At 68.7% G+C, this 18,299-nt stretch carries 17 protein-coding genes; 8 read left to right on the forward strand and 9 right to left on the reverse strand.

Annotated features, from left to right (window positions below; genetic code table 11):
- Positions 1–65 precede the first annotated feature (65 nt).
- The 3 genes from DMH03_RS03465 to DMH03_RS42255 all read left to right on the forward strand — a co-directional run bounded on the left by DMH03_RS03465 (position 66) and on the right by DMH03_RS42255 (position 2,957).
- Positions 66–707: a macro domain-containing protein gene (locus DMH03_RS03465; protein WP_125790538.1), complete on the forward strand. Its 642-nt coding sequence runs from the start codon at positions 66–68 to the stop codon at positions 705–707.
- Between the two features lie 157 nt (positions 708–864).
- On the forward strand, positions 865–1,797 hold the full coding sequence (coaA, locus tag DMH03_RS03470) for a type I pantothenate kinase (protein WP_125790539.1): 933 nt from the start codon (positions 865–867) through the stop codon (positions 1,795–1,797).
- Positions 1,798–2,786: 989 nt separating this feature from the next.
- Positions 2,787–2,957, forward strand: a complete 171-nt coding sequence (locus tag DMH03_RS42255; protein WP_199748666.1) for a hypothetical protein — start codon at positions 2,787–2,789, stop codon at positions 2,955–2,957.
- A gap of 18 nt (positions 2,958–2,975) precedes the next feature.
- Here DMH03_RS42255 and DMH03_RS03475 read toward each other — a convergent pair whose 3' ends face one another.
- From DMH03_RS03475 to DMH03_RS03495, 5 genes are all read right to left on the reverse strand, one after another.
- Positions 2,976–3,392, reverse strand: a complete 417-nt coding sequence (locus DMH03_RS03475; protein WP_125790540.1) for a type II toxin-antitoxin system VapC family toxin — start codon at positions 3,390–3,392, stop codon at positions 2,976–2,978.
- The gene (locus DMH03_RS03480; RefSeq protein WP_233611261.1) at positions 3,389–3,688 is read right to left on the reverse strand and encodes a type II toxin-antitoxin system Phd/YefM family antitoxin; all 300 of its coding nucleotides are present in this window, start codon (positions 3,686–3,688) and stop codon (positions 3,389–3,391) included. The genes DMH03_RS03475 and DMH03_RS03480 overlap by 4 nt, the downstream gene beginning before the upstream one ends.
- Positions 3,689–3,747: 59 nt before the next feature.
- Entirely contained in the window at positions 3,748–5,304 is a 1,557-nt protein-coding gene (locus tag DMH03_RS03485) for a DUF1841 family protein (protein WP_125790541.1), read from the reverse strand.
- A gap of 187 nt (positions 5,305–5,491) precedes the next feature.
- Positions 5,492–6,805: a hypothetical protein gene (locus DMH03_RS03490; protein WP_125790542.1), complete on the reverse strand. Its 1,314-nt coding sequence runs from the start codon at positions 6,803–6,805 to the stop codon at positions 5,492–5,494.
- Positions 6,802–7,695, reverse strand: coding sequence for a nitrate- and nitrite sensing domain-containing protein (locus DMH03_RS03495; protein ID WP_125790543.1), 894 nt, complete (start codon positions 7,693–7,695; stop codon positions 6,802–6,804). Before DMH03_RS03495 ends, DMH03_RS03490 begins: the two co-directional genes overlap by 4 nt.
- Before the next feature lie 151 nt (positions 7,696–7,846).
- Here DMH03_RS03495 and DMH03_RS03500 point away from each other — a divergent pair, with 151 nt between their 5' ends.
- The 5 genes from DMH03_RS03500 to DMH03_RS03520 all read left to right on the forward strand — a co-directional run bounded on the left by DMH03_RS03500 (position 7,847) and on the right by DMH03_RS03520 (position 14,147).
- Positions 7,847–8,164, forward strand: coding sequence for a nucleotide pyrophosphohydrolase (locus tag DMH03_RS03500; protein ID WP_125790544.1), 318 nt, complete (start codon positions 7,847–7,849; stop codon positions 8,162–8,164).
- 68 nt (positions 8,165–8,232) lie between these two features.
- Positions 8,233–10,755, forward strand: coding sequence for a M14 family zinc carboxypeptidase (locus tag DMH03_RS03505; RefSeq protein WP_125790545.1), 2,523 nt, complete (start codon positions 8,233–8,235; stop codon positions 10,753–10,755).
- 9 nt (positions 10,756–10,764) lie between these two features.
- Entirely contained in the window at positions 10,765–11,907 is a 1,143-nt protein-coding gene (locus DMH03_RS03510; RefSeq protein ID WP_125790546.1) for a hypothetical protein, read from the forward strand.
- A 9-nt stretch (positions 11,908–11,916) separates the two neighbouring features.
- On the forward strand, positions 11,917–12,543 hold the full coding sequence (locus DMH03_RS03515) for a response regulator transcription factor (RefSeq protein WP_125790547.1): 627 nt from the start codon (positions 11,917–11,919) through the stop codon (positions 12,541–12,543).
- Between the two features lie 71 nt (positions 12,544–12,614).
- Positions 12,615–14,147: a hypothetical protein gene (locus tag DMH03_RS03520; protein WP_125790548.1), complete on the forward strand. Its 1,533-nt coding sequence runs from the start codon at positions 12,615–12,617 to the stop codon at positions 14,145–14,147.
- Here DMH03_RS03520 and DMH03_RS03525 read toward each other — a convergent pair.
- Genes DMH03_RS03525 through DMH03_RS03540 form a run of 4 tightly spaced genes read right to left on the reverse strand, consistent with a single transcriptional unit; the run spans position 14,134 to position 18,179 of the window.
- Complete coding sequence (locus DMH03_RS03525; RefSeq protein ID WP_125790549.1) at positions 14,134–16,275, reverse strand: ATP-binding protein; 2,142 nt, start codon at positions 16,273–16,275, stop codon at positions 14,134–14,136. The genes DMH03_RS03520 and DMH03_RS03525 overlap by 14 nt on opposite strands.
- Before the next feature lie 33 nt (positions 16,276–16,308).
- Positions 16,309–16,935, reverse strand: coding sequence for a histidine phosphatase family protein (locus tag DMH03_RS03530; RefSeq protein WP_125790550.1), 627 nt, complete (start codon positions 16,933–16,935; stop codon positions 16,309–16,311).
- A 9-nt stretch (positions 16,936–16,944) separates the two neighbouring features.
- Positions 16,945–17,574: a class F sortase gene (locus DMH03_RS03535; RefSeq protein WP_125790551.1), complete on the reverse strand. Its 630-nt coding sequence runs from the start codon at positions 17,572–17,574 to the stop codon at positions 16,945–16,947.
- Complete coding sequence (locus DMH03_RS03540; protein ID WP_125790552.1) at positions 17,571–18,179, reverse strand: excalibur calcium-binding domain-containing protein; 609 nt, start codon at positions 18,177–18,179, stop codon at positions 17,571–17,573. The genes DMH03_RS03535 and DMH03_RS03540 overlap by 4 nt, the downstream gene beginning before the upstream one ends.
- Between the last annotated feature and the right edge of the window lie 120 nt (positions 18,180–18,299).

Genomic DNA, 18,299 nt, shown 5'->3' on the forward strand with positions numbered 1-18,299 from the left:
TTTCACTCGGACAGCCGGTACGCGCACCGGTTACGCCGGGTGCCTTTTTTTGCCATGCTTAGGGCGTGACCGCCGAACCGGGCACCCACACCGGCCACGACGACGTCGGCTCTTCGTTTTCTCCCCTGCCCGACCGTCCCACTCCGGAACTGGTGCTGTGCGCCGTCGATGACCTGCTCGCGCAAGCCTGGACCACCGTCGCCGACACCGTCGACGGCCGGGTCTTCGTACACCGCGGGTCGGTGCTCGACGTCGTCGCGCAGGCCGTCGTCAGCCCCGCGAACTCCTACGGCTGGATGCGGGGCGGCATCGACGCGGTTTACGCCCGCGCCTATCCCGAGGTCGAGCAGAACGTGCGCAGCGCCGTCCTCGCCTACCACGGCGGCGAGCTCCCGATCGGCCAAGCGGTGATCGTGCCCACCGGCGAGGCGGAGCCCGCCTGGCTGATCAGCGCGCCGACGATGCGGGAACCCGGCGAACGCCTCCCCCGCGACACCGTGCACCCGTACCTCGCCGCCAGGGCGGTGTTCCAGCAGTGGCGCGACGGCAGGCTCGACCAGGGCCGGGTCCGTGATCTCGTGCACACGATCGCGATGCCGGGACTCGGCACCGGCGTCGGCGGGGTCGCGCCCGCCTCCTGCGCCCGGCAGGTCGCCGCGGCCTGGGACGAGGTCTTCGCCCCCGGCCGTCCTCGTCACGGACGGTAACGCCCCGACGCGGGCTACATCACATCGCAGCGCGTTCACGAGCCGTAAGCCCTACCGTTAAAGCGGCTTCATCCGGTTCGAGGCACGTTCACCCGCCGAGAACTCGTCAACACGGTTTTGTACGGCGCCAGCGCTGGCGACGGGCGAGGAGTGTGCGATGCCGCGGGTCCGTGAGCTCAGTCCCTACGTCGAGCTGCACCGTGAGCAGTGGCGCGAGTTGCGCAGGTCGACTCCCCTGCCGCTGACCGCCGCGGAACTGCTGCGGCTGCGCGGTCTCGGCGAACAGGTCGACCTCGCCGAGGTCGCCGAGGTCTACCTGCCGCTCTCCCGGCTGATCAATCTCCAGGTCGCCGCCCGGCAACGGCTGTACGAAGCCACCACCACCTTTCTCGGCGAAGACAGCCGGGGCACCAAGGTGCCGTACGTCATCGGCATCGCCGGCAGCGTCGCCGTCGGCAAATCGACCACCGCGCGCATCCTGCGCACCCTCCTCGCCCGCTGGCCGGATCACCCCAGGGTCGACCTGGTCACCACCGACGGATTCCTCCACCCGCGTGCGGAACTGGTGCGGCGCGGGATCATGCACCGCAAGGGTTTCCCGGAGAGCTACGACCGGCGGGCGCTGCTGCGGTTCGTCACCGACGTGAAGTCCGGCGCGGAACGGGTCAGCGCGCCGGTGTACTCGCACCTCGCCTACGACATCCTTCCCGACGAGGAGCAGGTCGTTCAGCGACCGGACATCCTGATCCTCGAAGGACTGAACGTCCTCCAGCCCGGCCCCCGGCTCACCGTCTCCGATCTGTTCGACTTCTCGATCTACGTGGACGCGCCGACGACCGACATCGAACGCTGGTACATCGAACGCTTCCTCAAGCTGCGGCACACCGCCTTCGCGGACCCGGCGTCACACTTCCACCACTTCGCCGGCCTCCCGGACGACGAGGCCCGTGCCGAGGCACGCCACCTGTGGCGCACGATCAACGAGCCCAACCTGATGGAGAACATCAAGCCGACACGGCCAAGGGCGACCCTCGTCCTCCGCAAGGACGCCGACCACGCGATCAACCGGGTCCGCCTGCGCAAGCTCTGACGGGTCACGGCGGTTCGTGGTGGCGTCCAGGTCATCGTGGGCGGGGTCGGCGGCGGGGTGAAGGCCCCCTTCCTCGCGCCTAGGTCAGGGTCCCGGCAAAGTCGCATAACTGCTGGTCGGCTCCGCCGCTAGAGCGGGACCCGACAGGAGCGGGCTCCCGCAAGGAGCCTCATCCGGCCTCTTGACTGTCCACAAGGGACCCTTACGAGACAAAGGTGCCCGATTTGGGTGACTTGCACGGTTTCGCGATGGGGTCGTGAGTGATTTTTGTTGTTCTAACCCTCATTGCCACTCACGACCCTCCGCAGAACCGCACATAGCGGCATCAATCGGACACGCAATCGCCCGGCGGTGTCCCTTGTGGACACTGAAGCCCCGCCGGCGCCCAGAATCCGGCCTGCCGACAGTGCAGGAAGGGGTCCTTCATGTACTGCTGCGCGAGCAAAGGACGCGGGCCTCGATGGTCGTGATTGTTCTGGGTCGTTAGAGCTCAGGTGCCGGTTTCGCGTGTCTGGATGGACGGCACACGTGTTTCGGCGGACGGCACACGTGTTTGGACGGACGACTCGCGGCGGGACGCGACCGTTCGTGTGTCGTCCATCCAGTCACGCGTGCCGTCCGCCGGATCACGCGTGCCGTCCCCTCAGTCACGCGGGAACAGTCACGACCCTGCGTGACCGGGCACCCTCGGATTCTCTACTCACGGCAAGCGTTCACGACGGCTTCCAAGATCACGTAGCGAGAATCCGATCACCCGGGCGAATTCCGGCTGTTCCCTCACAAGGACCAGCCTTCGCACCACCGGCGAGCCGGTCGCACGCGCCGGTCGCGCACCGCCACCGGGGAGCGGCGTTCCTCGGCCGATCGGCCGATCCACGCTCCGTACGTGTAACCGGTTGGCCGATACCGGCTACAGCCCCCCGAGGCGACCCTTGTGTCAGGGGTTCACGAGGTCTCGAAAAGGACCTTGAGCAGGGAGGAGGGTCACGATGTTCTCGATCATCCTGACCTGGATCGGCTCGATTCTCGGCCTCGCGCTCTTGGTGGCCATGGCCATCGGCGCCTTCTTCGTCGACTTCGACGACGCCCGCGGGGACCGCCGCTGGAAGAAGCCCGAAGTCACGGAGAGCAAGGGCACTTCGGCCGCACCTCTGGGCTGAACACGGGCCGAAGACGGCTCAGTCGAACGGATTGTGCACCTGCGCACCGAGCCCGGCCATGTCGGCGACGTTGCGGGTGACCAAGGTCAGCTCGTGGACCCGGGCGGTCGCGGCGATCAGCCCGTCGATGGACGGCACTTTCCGCGGCGCGTACTGCCTGCCCCATTCGGCCGCGATTTCGGCGGTCACCGGAAGGATCCGTTCCGAGAACTGCGTGGTGAGCCCGGCCAGCCAGTCGGCCAGCGCGTCCGCCCGTTCCCTGTCCTGATCCCCTCGATGCCTGAGTTTGCTGATTCCCCTCTCGATCTCCCCCACCGTCAAAACGCTCAAATAGAGCCTGCTCGACGAAACCCCGCCCCACCACCGGGCGAAACCGGGGTTCTGGCTGCGGCGCCGAGCTTCGGACACGATGTTCGTGTCCAGCAGAAAACTCACCCGCTGACCTCCACGACATCTCTCGGCAGGTCCTCGGCGCGTTCGGCGCCGATCTCCTCCAGCACGTCGGCCAGCGCCTCCCCGTACTCGGGATGGTGCTGCTCACCGGAGAGCACGAGCTTGAAATCGACGGCTTCACCGCCTCCGGCCAGCCTGCGGTAATCCATGATGTCCAGCACCACGGCCACCTCTTCCCCATGTTTGGTGACGAACTGCGGCCCCTCCGCCGCGGCCCGGCGCAGCAGCTCACTCAGCCGCTGCTTGGCGTCCTGCACTTGCCAGGTTGCTGCTTCCATCTAGACAGACTAGACGGAACCGGGAGGGTTGGCAAGGACGTGGCCGGGGAAACGGCTGGTCAGGCGAGTTCGCCGAGCGCCTTCCGGTAGTCGTCGACGTCGTAGTCCATCTCGTGCTCGCCGGCTTCGGTCAGCTGGGCGGACAGCGCGTCGATGAGGCGGTCGAAGATCTCGTCGCGTTCCTGCCCGGTCTCGCTCAGCCGCCGCACGGCCTGCCAGACCTCGGCGGGCTCGTCGGCCCAGAGCTGGTCGACGATCGTGGTCTTCAGCGCCAGCCGCATCCTCGGCTCGCCGTCGAAGGTCTCCTCGGCCAGCGCCTCGTGGTACTCGGGGTGTTCGCCGATCACCAGCAGGCGGCGCTGTTCGGGATCGGCGGGCTCGAGTTCCAGTTCCTCGTCGCCGATCTCCGTGTAGACGGTCGGGACGGCGAACATCCGGCGGGCGAGGGCTTCCGCGAGGTCGGCCGGGTCCTCGATGCCCTCGGAGCCGTCGAAGTAGACGTCGAGCGTGGAGTCCTCGTCCTGCGCGAACTCCTCCAGGAACTCGGTCGCGCCCTCGAGCAGCGCCACGCGTGCGGCCTCGGGGAGGCCCGCGCGGTCGGCGGCCCAGGTGACCCACCCGAGCACGGCGGGCTCCAACGCGTCTTCGTACGCCTCGTCGATCTCCACCTCGCCGTCCAGCAGCGACTCGAGGAACCGGGCGAGCTTCTCGGGCCCGACGCGCAGCGGGCTGCCCGGCTCGGTCGCGCAGCCGTAATCGACGAGCAGGCGCGCGTAGAACCGCGTCGCTTCGGTGTCGTCCACGAGCCCGGATCCGATGAAGTCGGCGACGACCTCTTCGCGGACCTGCTCGGGCCATTCGGTGACCTCGGGCGACGGTTCGGGAGCGGGAAGCGCCCGGATCCAGGCCAGCGCGAGCGCGTGGAACCGCGCGTAGTCCTCGCTGACGTCGGGCTCTTCGACGACATCCGTCGCGGCCAGCCCGTCCGCGAGCAGCTGGTGGGCGCGCTCGGGCAGCACCCGCTCCAACGTGACCAGCTCCGGGTCGTCGGCGGCCTGCTGCCGCATCTCGGCCAGCACCTCCTGCGGCTTGTCGACCACGACGACGTCGCGGATCCGGCCGCTCTCGGTGAAGTCGACCAGCGCGAGCAACCCGTGCTCGACACCGCCGCGGGAGAAAACGCAGAGAAGGGAGGACTCGTCACCGAAGACGTCACCGGTCCGCCAGCAGTCCCCGACGGTCACCGCGGCCAGGTCGCCCGCCCATTCCGGCTCCGGGATCCCGCGCGCCAGCACCGTGTTCAGCGCCGCGCCTGCCGCCTCACGTTCCTCTTCGGTCTCGGCGAAGACCCGCAGCCCGGCCAGCAACGCGGCCGCGGCGGGCGTGATCTTCCGCTCGGCGAACGCGATGAGCTCCATGCCGAGCGGCTGTTCGCCCTCCTCGACCTCGATCTCCCACCACTGGCCGAGCACCTCGGAGGTCAGCAGTTCGACGTCGAGCACCTCGGGTTCGGCACCCAGGGTCGAGAAATCGCGGAGGACGTCCTTGAAAAGGCCCGTCACACTCGGGGTGGAGGGCTGGGCTGCCTTCTTGCGGGCACGGCTGACCGGACTCATGGCGACATGTTTTCACGCGGGTCCGGCCGGGCTCGTCGCGGTGGTCCTGGGCGCGAAACACGGTGTCCCGGACGCGGGCGGACATCGGTTCCGGACCACCGCGACGACAACGGCCCGCCAGAGTGGCTCGACCTGCTTCGCCGGGTTTCCTCGGTTCACTTCGAATAACGAAGGGCGGCGGGCGCGGTTACGCCTTGACCGGTTTCGGAATCGCGATCCTCGCCGCCTTGACCTCGGCGATCAGCCTCGTCTTGCGTTTGTGTATTTCCACCAATGTGCTCAGGTAGGAGCCGAATTCTTCAGCCGTACCCGCCTTTTTGTGCGCCGTGCGCAGTTTGCGCAGTTGCCGGGCCGCCTCACGGTAGGAGTTCGGATCTTTCCTCGTGATCAATTCTTCGACATGGTCCCGATACACGGGAATGGTTTCGGCGGGATGGGCGACGGAACGCGAATCCGCGAGTTCGACGCGCACCGGCAATGAGGCCTCGAAACGCACCGCCGCCCGCCATGCCTCGTCGGCGCGATCCTCGCCGACAAGCGCGCGGACGAGTTCGTCGGCGGCCTCCGTGTTTTCGGCGGCGAGCTCGCGCAACCGGGCCAGCGCGGTCTTCCGTTGCGCGACCCAGCGCCCCGTTTCCAGCGACTCCTCGCGCAGGGCGAGATAGGTCGTAGCCACGGGATTCTCGTCGAATTCCTTGCGCGACAAGGGAACCGGCTCCTCTTCGAGCGGCGGAGCCTCCTCCTTCTTGTCGTGCGTGAGCGCCCGCGCCGCGTGCGCGATGGCCTCGCTGTGCCGCCCCGCCGCACGCAGCACGCGCACGATCTTGAGGCTGACGTCGACCCGCGGCGGCTTGGCGGCGAGGATCGCGACGAGCGCGTCGACGTCGCCGGACACCTCCGCCAGCTCCTCGCGCAACCGTTCGGCCGTCTCGCGTTTCGCACCGGACGGCTGCTCGGCCAGCACACTGTCCACAGTGGACCGGATTCGCGCGAGCCCCTTGTCTCCCAAGGCGGACGCGAAGTCGGCCAGCTCGATGGCAGGCCAGCCCGGACCGTCGAACTCGACTTCGAGGATCCAGGCGGCCAGGCCCTCCGGATCCGGCGGGCGCGCGACGCAGGCCCGCGCGTACAGCTCGACGGCCCTGTCCAGCCTGTCCGCGACCTCGCCTGAAGTGTCGTCGATCTGCTCCAGCATCTCGCTGATGTCGTCCACGGTCCGGCGGGCGAGCGGGGCGAGATCGGCACGGCTGCCGGCGTCGAGAAGTCGCTGCAACGTGTCGAGGACGGAGCCGACCTTCGCGGCGTACTCGACGTTGCCCGCCATCACCGCGGTGTCGAGGAGACGGTGCGCCTCGGCGAGATCACTCCCCTGGGTGGCGAAGCGGTTCTCCAGGGCCTGTCGTAACACAGGGTCACGCTCAGCATGGGCGTGAAGGAGCTCCGCCAGCGTTTCCGCGTCCAAAGTACGCAGGTAGGGGCGCAGATCCGTCGGGGAACTCACCCGGACAAGTCTGCCCGACCGGTTCGCCGACTCGTGTGGGCCAACAGCGTGCTCTTTTCGGCGTAATCGCTCACCAGGTGTGACCAGGCCGGCGGCGTCGCTTCGAGCCGCGAAGGGCAGCGGATGATCGGGACCGGGAGCCGGCAGGCGAGCTGCATGGCGATCGCCATCACCACCCCCGCGAGCAGCGAAATCGCCGAGGCGGCGGCGAGGGCGCCACCCAGCACGCGGCGTCCGCCGTCGATCGCGAGCTGCGCCGAATGCTCGATCTGCCGCGCGGTGAGGTCGCCGAGGGTCCGGCCGACGACGTCGGCGGAGGCACGCCAGGCTTCCTGGCCGACGGGCGGCGGTGTGGCCGCGCTCAACGCGGTTTCGACCGCGCCGAACCGGCCCCAGTCCTCGCTCGCGACGAGATCGCGGTAAGTCCGGCGGCTACTTTCCGTCAGCTTTCCGGCGATCGCGTCGAGCCTGGACCGGTAGGCACCGACGGCCGCGGCGTAGTCGCGCCTCCCCTCGTCGTCGATCCCGGCGACCGCGAGGGAATCGCTGCGGTCCAGTCCTTCGACTGCGGTGAGCAATTCGACGGCGATCGTCTGCTGATAGCCGACCTCGGCGTCGGGGGCGGCCCGCACGATCTCGCGCAGGGAGGAAAGCGAGGTGTCGATGCGATCGGCGTACGCGGTGTAGGTGGCGGAACGGGTGCCCGGCGCCTGCAACGCGACCGCCCGCTCCCGCTGCAGCGAGGCGATCCCCCGGCTCGCCTCGGCCATGATGACCGCTCCGCTTTCGGCGTTGTCGCGGTCCTGAATGGCCTGCTGGACAAGGAATCCGCCGATGAACAACGCGACGAGCACCAAGGCGGCGCTCGGCACGAAGGCGATGGAGAGCATGCGAGACCGAAGGCTTCGCTGATACGTCAAGACTTTCCTTCCGGATCGGTCTCCCGACGCCGAGCGACGTTATGCAAGTTGCACTTTGCACGTCAACGCTCGTCCGCCATACGGCCGTTAGCGCACCGTGACGATCTGGTAGGCACGGCACGTGACTCTCGACGACCTCCACCAGCGCCTCCGCGACTTCGCCGCGGCACGAGCCTGGGAACCTTTCCACACGCCGAAGAACCTGGTCATGGCCCTGTCCGGCGAAGTCGGCGAGCTGACGTCGCTGTTCCAGTGGCTCACCCCGGAGGAATCCGCGGAGTGGCGCGCCGACCCTGAACTGGCACACAACGTCGTCGACGAGATCGCCGACGTCACGCTGTATCTCCTCCAGCTGGCGAACAGCCTCGGGGTGGACCTGATCGAGGCGGCCAACGCCAAGATCGACCGGAACGAAATCCGCTTCCCGGCGCCCGATTAGACGCCTTTCGGAGCTTGTGGGGCGTTCGATCCACGGAAAGACTGGGCCGACGTCCCTGGAGGTGGCCCTTGTCGCGTTCGGCTCGCACCGTGGTCCTTGCCCTGATGCTGTCCCTGAGCGCGGTCGCCGCGCCGTCCTACGCGGCGCCGCCGCCGACGTCGCCGCACCGGGATCCCGGCAACGGGCCGGAACGCAACGACGTCGCGGCGACCGACCCGCCGATGAGTGCCGCGCGGGCCGCGGCGGGCGAGAACGTCGCGGGCGACCGTTCCGGTTATCCGCGCAAGACCAAGCTGCGCGTGTTCCCGGAGAACACGGCCGACAAGTCGATCAAGCTCGGGCTCGCGCCGTATCACGCGATCGCGCCGAAGCTGAACGCGTTGCAGGCGCGCAGCGATCGCATCTCGGTCGAGATCGCCGGGCAGTCCGGCCTCGGCCGCGACCTCTACCTGGTGACGCTCACCGCGCCGGAGCGTCCGGGCGAGACGCGGCGGCAGGACGCGTGGCGCTCGCTGATCGAGAACGCCCCGGCCCGCGCCGCGCGCGACCCGTTCCTGCGCCACGGTTACAAGGCGCCGGTGTGGATCAACAACAACATCCACGGCAACGAATGGGAAGGCACCGACGGCGCGCTCCGCGTCATCGAGAAGCTGGCGACGTCGAACGATCCCAAGACCGTCGAACTGCTGAAGCGGAACCGCTTCTACTTCAACGTCACGGCCAATCCGGACGGCCGTGTCGCCGGCACGCGGCAGACGTCGCAGGGCTTCGACCCCAACCGCGACTTCGTCACCGCGTCGCAGCCCGAGGTGCGGGCCATGCGCGGGATCGCCATCGGCAAGCAGCCGCTGATGATGCTGGACGAACACGGCTACGTCGAGAACACGCTCATCGAGCCGACCACCCCGCCGCACGGCCAGAACTACGACTTCGACCTCTACATCAAGCACGGCTACGCCAACGGCCTCGGTATGGAGAAGGCGGTCAAGGCACTCGGACGGCCGGAGACGGCGAAGCCCGAGATCCCGTTCCGCGACTACGAACCCGGCAGCTGGGACGGCTGGGCACCGATCTACACCGCCCAGTACGCGATGTACCACGGCGCGGTGTCCTTCACGATCGAGGTCCCGATGCGGGTCAACAACGCGGACTACGAGGCGCAGCCGGTGCCGGAACTCCAGCGGCGCGCGGTGATCAACACCGAGGTCGTCGAGGCCACGATCGGCAGCACACTGGACTACGTCGACCGCAATCGCGGTGAGCTGATCGCGAACCAGATCGAGATGTTCCGCCGCGGCGAGGCCGGCGAAGCGCAGCGCGAGATCCCCGACGGGTTCGTGCCCGGTTTCGGGCAGGAAGACCGCTACCGCACGGAGTTCCCGCGCGCGTACGTCATCCCCAACGGTGCGGACCAGCGGTCGGGCGTCGCCGCTTCCCGTCTCGTCGACCACCTGGTGGCCAACGACATCCGCGTGCGGCAGGCGGCTCGCCCGTTCTCGCTGGCCGGACGCCGGTATCCGGCCGGTTCGTACCTGGTCGACATGCACCAGCCGAAACGCGGCCTGGCGAACGTGATGCTGGAGCAGGGCAGCGACATCTCGGCGAAGGTGCCGGTCATGTACGACATCTCCGGCTGGAGCCATCGCCTGCTGTGGGGCGCGTCGGTCGACATCGTGAAGCAGGGCAGGCTCGACGTCCGGGCGCACGACGTCGTCGCGGCGTCGCCGACCGGCGGCATCGACGCCGCGCCCGGCCGTGACCTCTCGCTGAAGCTCGTCGACGGCAAGGACGTCAGCGCCGTCAACGACCTGCTGAACCGGGGCCTCGCCCTCGGCCGCGCCGACGACGGCACGATCGTCGTCCCCGCGTCGGCGCGCCCGGCGGCGGCCGAGGTGGCGGACCGCTACGGCGTCCGGTTCACCGAGGCACGCGGGACGGCGACGCCGTTGACCCGCAAGACGATCGCGGCCGCCGTCGGAGCGGACGAGCTGAAAGCACTGCGCGACATGGGCTTCGACGTGCGGCCGGTGTCGGCGTCGGTGCTCAACACCGGCTTCGATTGGTCCAAGGTGGACCTCCTGTTCGTCTCTTCGGGACTGCGGTACACCGACCTCGACCCGGCCGCGAAGGATGCCTTACGCGCCTTCCTCTCCCGCGGCGGCGTGGTCACCCGCGGCGCGACGGGCGCCCGGTTCAACACCGACGTGGGACTTCTCGAAGCGCGTCCGGTGGCGGGCTGGGAAGACGGGAACGGCGTCGTCTCGGTCGTCAACGGGACCGGCCCGGTCGGCGGCGGCGCACTGCCGGACTCGTTCGTCTACGGGCCGTTCTGGTTCACCGACCTCGGCTCCTCGGTCAGTGTCGAGCAGCGCTACGCGAGCGGGAATCCGCTGGTCGCGGGGCATTGGCGGACCAAGGACGACGGGACGGGCGGGCCGCTGCAGGCGGCGGGACAGGCCGCGGTCGTGTCCGGGACCTCGGGACTCGGCGGGCGCGCGGTGCTGTTCGGCACCGAGCCGCTGTTCCGCGATCACCCGAAGGGCTTGTACTCGCAGGTGGCGCGAGCGATCTACTGGGCGGCCCCGCAGTAACGTGCGGGTATGCCCGTATCCCGTGGCCGGAAGCCGAAGAAGAACAAGACGACCAAGAGGACGGAGAAGCCGCAGGTCGTGGAGCCGGCGGCGCTGCCGGATTGGATGGAGGGGTCGATCGAGAACGTCCTCCATGAGGCGAGCGTTCTCATGAAGGCGCAAAACCCACGCGAACTCGAGGAGGCGACGGCCTCGCTGCTCGGCGCCGAGCTGCACCGGGTGCTCCAGGGCGACAACGTCGGCCTGGACTTCGATCTGTTCTTCGAAGCCGTCGTGCTCGCGGCGGTGAACGCGGAACCGCGCCAGGAGCTTTGGCTGCTGCTGCAGGGGATGTGTGCGATCGCCCCGCCGGGATTCGAGTCGTTCGTGCGCGCGAGCGTGAGCAGGCTGCGGAAGGCGTTGCGGTCGGAAGTCCTGCCCGAATGGCCTCGGCTGGCCGCGAAGATCAAGGCGACCGGCGACGTCTGGGAACTCCAAGATGTCTACGGGACGCGCCTCGGCGTGTTCGCGAGCTTCTCCTACCCGGGTGACGCGGCCACCACGGTCTACGTGTTCGAAATCGACACGTCGTGGATCCCCCGCCTTGTCGGTGGCGGCGTCTGCGACTCTCTCGACCAGGCGGCCGAAGCATGGCGGAACCGTTTCGGCGGAACGGCGGCGCCCGAGCCGATCACGGATCCGAGCCGTCTGGAAGGTCTCGTCAACCGCTCGCTGGACATAATCGGCGACGAATCGCGCGCCATCCTCGACAATTGGTACCGCGCCGAGCGGCGATACCTGGCCCTCGAGACCGCGTTGAAGAACCGCGGCCTGCGGTTGCCGCCGAGCAGCTCCTACGACGCCGGCATCGACCCGACGGTGATGGCCGTCCCCTTCAATGCCTGGCACCTCGAGACCTTCGGCAACGAGCCCGACGATCTGGTGGTCGAAGAGCTGGCCGCCGAATGGATGGAGGGGGTCGTCCCCGCCACCTGGTTCGCCGTGTCGCCGGACCGGCTCGGCCATATCCGCGCCCTGATCGGTGACTGGGCGGACGACCCCGTCCGCCGCGCCGCGCAAGCGTTGCTGCCGACGTGGGCGCGCTGGCTGGGCGAGCGGGCCGGTCTGCCGTCCACGCTGGTGGAAGCGATGGTCGCCGACGCGACGAAGTAACGTGGGGGTATGCCGATCCAGGTGCTGCTCATCGACGACCACGAGGTGGTGAGGCGCGGTCTGCGTGACCTCCTCACCGACGAGCCCGACATCGAGGTCGTCGCCGAAGCGAGCGGCGTCGACGAGGCCCTCGCCGTGGCGATGCACGTCGAACCGGACGTCGCGGTGGTCGACGTGCGGCTCGGCGACGGTGACGGCATCGCGCTCTGCCGTGAGCTGCGCTCGAAGCCGAATCCGCCGCAGTGCCTGATGCTGACCGCGTTCGACGACGACGAGGCCATGGTCGGCGCGATCATGGCGGGCGCAGCCGGGTACCTGCTGAAACAAGTCCGCGGTCAGGACGTCGTCAACGCGGTCCGCGAGGTCGCGGCGGGCCGGTCGCTGCTCGACCCGCTGTCGACGGCGCGGGTGCTCGACAAGCTGCGTCATCCGCCCGAGGACGAACTCGGTTCCCTCACCGAACGCGAGCGCGAGGTGCTGGACCTGATCGGGCAGGGCATGTCGAACCGCGAGATCGCGGAACGCCTGTTCCTCGCCGAGAAGACGGTGAAGAACTACGTGACGTCGGTGCTCGCGAAGCTGGGCATGCAGCGCCGCACGCAAGCCGCGGCGTGGATCGCGCGCCGGGACAGGTAGTGCGCGAAAAAGGTACCCCCCCCCCGTCGTTTTGGGCGAAGGTCCCGGTCGACCCCGAGTTCCGCTCCTGGTTGACCACCACGCCGGAACGACAGCTTCTCGTGGTCGTCCGGACGTTGACGACGCTGAACCGGCTCCAGGACATCTTGACGCTGACGCGTCCCGACCTCCGTATCCAGACGACCTTCACCTTCGACGAGGCCCGGCCGGCGATCCTCTCGGCAGGCGTGGGCGACGCGCTGCGTGATCTGCGTGTCGCCGTCATCCCCTGGGAACAGGCCGCGAAGAACACCTTCGACCTCATCCTCGCGGCGAGCGAGAACGACGCCCTGCACGAATTGAACGGGCCTGTTCTGCTGGTACCACACGGCATCGGCTACCAGAAGTACTACCCGGGAGGACGGGTCACGTCGGGGATGGACCCGAGCAGGCTCGTGATCCACGACCGGGTGGTTCCGGCGGCGATCGCGCTCTCGCACTCGGTGCAACGGGAGCAACTGAGGTCGGCTTGCCCCGAGGCGGTGGACAGGGCGGTCGTCGTCGGCGACCCCTGTCACGACCGGATGATGGCGAGCAGGCACCGGGTGGCCGCCTACCGCGCCGCGCTCGGCACCGGGGACCGGAAGCTCGTCGCGATCGCGTCGACCTGGGGCACGAATTCGCTGTACGCGCGGCATCCGCGGCTACTTCGCGAACTGCTCAACGAGTTGCCGCTGGACGACTACCAGATCGTCCTCACCCTGCATCCCGGCGTGTGGGCGGCGCACAGTCCTTGGCAGCTGGAGTCCTGGCTGCACCCCGAACTCAGCGGCGGGGTCACGCTCATTCCCCCGGATCACGGCTGGCAGGCGGCCCTGCTGGCCGCGGACTGCGTGCTCTCCGACCAGGGTTCCGCCGCGCTGTACGCCGCCGCGGCCGACAAACCGGTGCTGCTCACCTCGTCCGGCGCCACCACCACGGTGGACGACTCACCACTGGCCGTCCTGACCCGGACCGTGGCCGAACTGGCGGACAGCGGACTACGCGGCCAGATCGACGCGGCCATCGAGGGCCACTTGCCAGGCCGCTACCAGTCGATCATCGACCAGGCCGTCGAGGACACCGCGAGCGGTCCGCGGCTGGGCGACGTGCTCTACGACCTCTTGGACCTGAAGCGGCCCGAGCCTCCTCCCGACTTCCCGCCGGTGCCGGATCCGTCTCCGGTGAGCCATCCCGTGGCCGCGCTCGCCGCCGGAATCGACGAAACCGGGAAACTCGTCCGCTTCCCCGCGTCGACACGACCGGAAGGCCTGAGCCACCGGCATGTTCTCGCGCACGCGGATCAAGCGACCCTTCGCGAACTGGACGGCGCGGACATCGTGTTCGCGGAGCATCCGGCCCGCTTCGACGAGCTTCTCGCACACTGGCCGCTCGCTCGCCTTGTCGCCGCTCCCGCGCCCGGCGGCTGTCTCGCCCGCGTCCGGGGTGACGGGGATTTCCTGCTGTCCGCGGAAATCGACCCGACACTGCTGGCGAGCCATCTCTACACGAAACTCGCCGTGCTCACGGATCGCGCGGGGACTCACGAAATCAACGGGCAGCCGGTCACCGTCACCCGGCGTTAGCCAGCACCGCGCGGAACTCCGCCTCCCGTGGGTGTCCGGCGTCGAAGTACGTCTGCCAGGCGCGCTGGAAATGCGTATGCGCCCGGGCGTGGTCACCGCGGGCCGCGCAGAGCCTGCCGAACTCCTCCTCGAACTCGGCCGTGTACTGCGTCGCACCGGACACCAACCGCCACGCCTCGAGCAATTCGCGTTCGGCGTCGTCGTGACGGCCGACCGTCCGGAGGTACTTGGCGCGCACCATGGACACCCGGCCGAGGTTCCGCGAATCCGTGCGGGGGAAGGCTTGCGCGGATTCGGCGAGCAACGCCCAGACCTGGTCGTACGCACCGGCTTTCAGCAGTACGTTCGCCAGCATGCGGCTGTGGATACCGAGCGACCGGCGTCCCGCGTCGGCCATCGCCCGGTCCAGCGTCACGGCTCGCCAGAGGAAATCCGCGGCGGCCGGGAGAAGCCCTTTCTCCTCGTGGAACCGGCCGCAGAACTCCTGCACGGACGATTCCAGTGCCGGGTTGTCCAGCGTCCGCACCGTTTCGAGAGCTTCTTCCAGCAGTGGCTGGGCGCGGTCGAATTCGTGCAGCAGGAAGAAAGTCCGGCCTTGCTGACTGAGGATTCTCGTGGTGAGGGCCGGATCGCCGAGCCGTTTCGCCGCGAGCAGGCCCCAGTGGTTGATGTGGGCGAAGAGCCGATGGTGCCCGCGATTGAGCATGAGCACTTCGAGCGCGCCGCAGATCTGCCCGAGTTCGACATCTCGTTTCCGTTCGAACGCCTGCTGCGCCAGCGCACCGTAGGTCTCCCGGGCGTCGTCGACCCAGTCGAGCGGATGCTTGCCTTCGAAATCCGGGGCAGGCACGGAAATCGGTGCGTAGCAGCGCAAACGGTCCGGACTGGTGCGGTGATCGGCGGCGACGGCCTGGTCCCGGTAGAACTCCAGAGCCCTGATGACCGCGACGTCCTTGGTGCCGCGGCGTAGCGCCCCTTCGCGGATCAGGTTGAACAGTTGCTGCCGGGGTGTCCCCGTGGGAGCGAGGAATCCCGCGTCCGCGAGTTCGTCCAGCGCGTCGCCCGCCGGTTTCCCGAAAACGGCCGTCGCCGAAGCCGTCGTGAAGTCAGGGCCGGGATGGGACGCCAGCAGCCTGCAGAGTTCGGCCGCGTCGGGCGACAGTTCGGCGAACGACTGCTCGAACGCCATCGCGATGACGTCGATCCCGCCCAATGCCCCGGTTTCCCGGAAACCGGCCAGCACCGACGCGACCGCGCCCGGCCCGCGCCGCAACCGCTTGCCGACGCGGATTCCCGCCAGCACCAGGGCGAACGGCATGTGATCGCACAGCCCCGCCAGTTCGACGGCGGCGACACGTTCGGCTTCGATCGCGGCCGGATCGGAGAACCTGCCGAGAAGTTCCAGGGAGAAGTCGCGTTCGAGGCCGCCGATCTCGATCGGCGGGGCCGGATACTCGGCCAGCAGATCGTCGCCAGGGCGGATCGCCGTCACCAGCACCAGGCTCGACGGCGAAGGGGGCACCAGGTCACGGAGGTCCGCGGCCACCTCGGCGTTGTCGAGTGCCAAGAGAAACCGCCGCCTCGCGGTCACCGAGCGATACTGCGCCCACAGGTCGGCCGTGCCGGTGGACACCAGATTCGCCTCGACCCCGAGCCCGCGCAGGACCCGGGCCGCGACATCGGACCGGCGTACCACGGCGCCGTCACGGTAATCCCCCAGATCGACATACAGCTGACCGTCCGGATAGCGGTCACGGAGATCGTCCGCGAGTTTGCAGACCAGCGCGCTTTTCCCCGCTCCCCGCGGCCCGGTGATCAGTCGGACGCCCGACGCCGCGGCGCTCCGCCGTTCGACGTCCCTGTCGACGAAATGCGCCGGTGCCCCTGGCACGTCACGCTCGCCGGCCGCGCCTTGGGCGAGAATCTCCTGAAGCCGCTCCGCGAAGGCGGGGTCGGATTCGAGCAGTTCCCGGACCGCGATCTCCGCGCGGTCGGTATCCGCGAGCAGCGACTCGACGTCATGGGCCGCACGGCGCCGGGCGAGCCGCTTCGTGACCAGATCCTTCAGGCCCCCGGCCGCGCCGGCCGCCAAGGTCTTCGCCACCTCACCCGCAATGACTTCCCACACGACGTGTTCCCCTCGTCACGGCTGGTGCCGAGGCTACCAACCGGAGGGCAGGTCCGTCCCGGCGAGCGTCACGACCTGCCGGTTGTGGAAGTAGTCGTCCTCACGCAGCACCGTGACGCTGCCGGGTGAACCGCGGAAGTCGACGTACCCGGCCGATTCGAGCGGCATCCGGATCCAAGCGGCGATCACGAAGGTGAGCGCGCCGCCGTGGGTGACGACGATCTGGTGCTCGCAGTGGCTCTCGAGGATCGACTCCATGGCCGCGTACACCCTCGCGGCCATCGCGCCTTTCGTTTCGGCGCCGGGGATTCCTTCGTCGTGTCCGAGCCGGTCGCCGACGGCGGGAGGCGGGACGAACCGGCTGTCCAGCCACTCCTGCGGACGGCCACCGGCTTCTCCGTACGACTTCTCGCGCAGCCGCCGATCCAGGATCGGTGTCACGCCGAGCCGTTCCCCGATCATTTCCGCCGTCCGGGCGGTGCGGCGCAGGTCCGAGGAGTAGAGCTCCACCTCGTCCGGCACCCTCGCGCGCAGCGACTCGGCGACCGCGGCGGCCGCACGTTCACCCGCGGGAGTGAGTTCGGAGTCGAACCATCCGCCTACGAGGCGATCGACGTGATGGGTGGCCTCCGGATGCGTGACGACGTAGACGGTGCGCATGCCTCGAATCTAAGCGCGGGTGAGTTTCGCGTAGGCGATGACGTTGTCGAGGTAGTTGCCGGTCGAGGAGTCGAAATCGCCGCCGCAGGTGATCAGGCGCAGTTCGGGCCCGGTCGTGTCGCCGTAGACCTTCTCCGTGGGGAAGGACGCCTTCGAGTGCCGTTCGACCGCGTACACGGTGAACACCGCGGTGCTCCCGTCCACGCGGTGGACGAGGGCCTCGTCGCCAGTCTTCAGTTCCTTGAGCCGGACGAAGACACCGGGGACCTTCTTGTAGTCGACGTGTCCGGCGAGGATGGCGGGCCCGGTCTCGCCGGGTGCCGGGCCGCCGGTGAACCAGCCGGTGGTGATCGCGTCCTGCGGCACCTGCAGGGTGCCGTTACCGGCCAGGCCGAGGTCGACGATCTCGCCGGTGCGGACCCCGATCGCCGGGATCTCGAGCCTCGCCGGTTTCGCGGGCGCGAGCGGCGGCACTTCCGCGACCGAAGACACCGAAGACACCGTCGAGGGCGACGCCGGCGACGCGACCTTGCCCGGCGGCGGGACGGCGCACGCGGTCAGCGCTGCCGCGAGCACCACCCCGAGGAGCATGCCGATGACCAGCGGAAACGGCCAACGGCGCCAGGAAGCCAGTGTCATCGTTCGGCACGCCGCCTGAGCACCAGGGACGCGCCCGCGGCCGTCGCGGTCAACAGCGCCGCGCCTGCCAGTGCGACCACGCCGATCTCCAGGGGACCACCGTTGCCTTCTCCGCCGCCGGTCGCGACCCCGCCGACGGGTTTGACCTTCACCTGGCCGGATTTCGCGGGCTCGCCGAACCGGGATTCGCAGGCGTACCCGTCGCGGTCACCGTCGAGCTTGTGCGGGTCTCGCGGGTTCTTCTTGAGCTCGGCCTGCGCGGCGGCCTGCGAGGGGAAATCGGCGCAATCCTTGTCGGCGGATTGCGCCGGTTTGGTTTCCGTGACGATCGGCGGAACGGTGGGAGTGATCGTTTTGGTCGGCGCCGTTCCGCGTTTGGGCAGCGATTCGCAAGCGATTCCGTCGTTGTCTTCGTCCAGACGGTGCGGATCTGACCGATCTTTTTCGAGTTCGGCCTGTGCCTCTTCCTGGTACCGGAAGTCACCACAGTCGAGATCGGCGATCACGGGCGCTTCCACCAGCGCGAACGCGACGGAAGCGGGGCCGAACAAGGAGAATCCGGCAAGGATGGCGGCCGTGCCGATGGCGCGACGAACCGAGGACATGGGGAGTCCTTTCGCTGGGAATCCGCGCTGCGAGCGCGTTCGATGCACTTAGAATCGCGCACTGGGCCCAGCCGTTACGGATTAATCCGAAAACGCTGACAGTCACTCTAACGAGCGACA

It is taken from the genome of Amycolatopsis sp. WAC 01376, from assembly GCF_003947415.1.
Lineage (GTDB): Bacteria > Actinomycetota > Actinomycetes > Mycobacteriales > Pseudonocardiaceae > Amycolatopsis.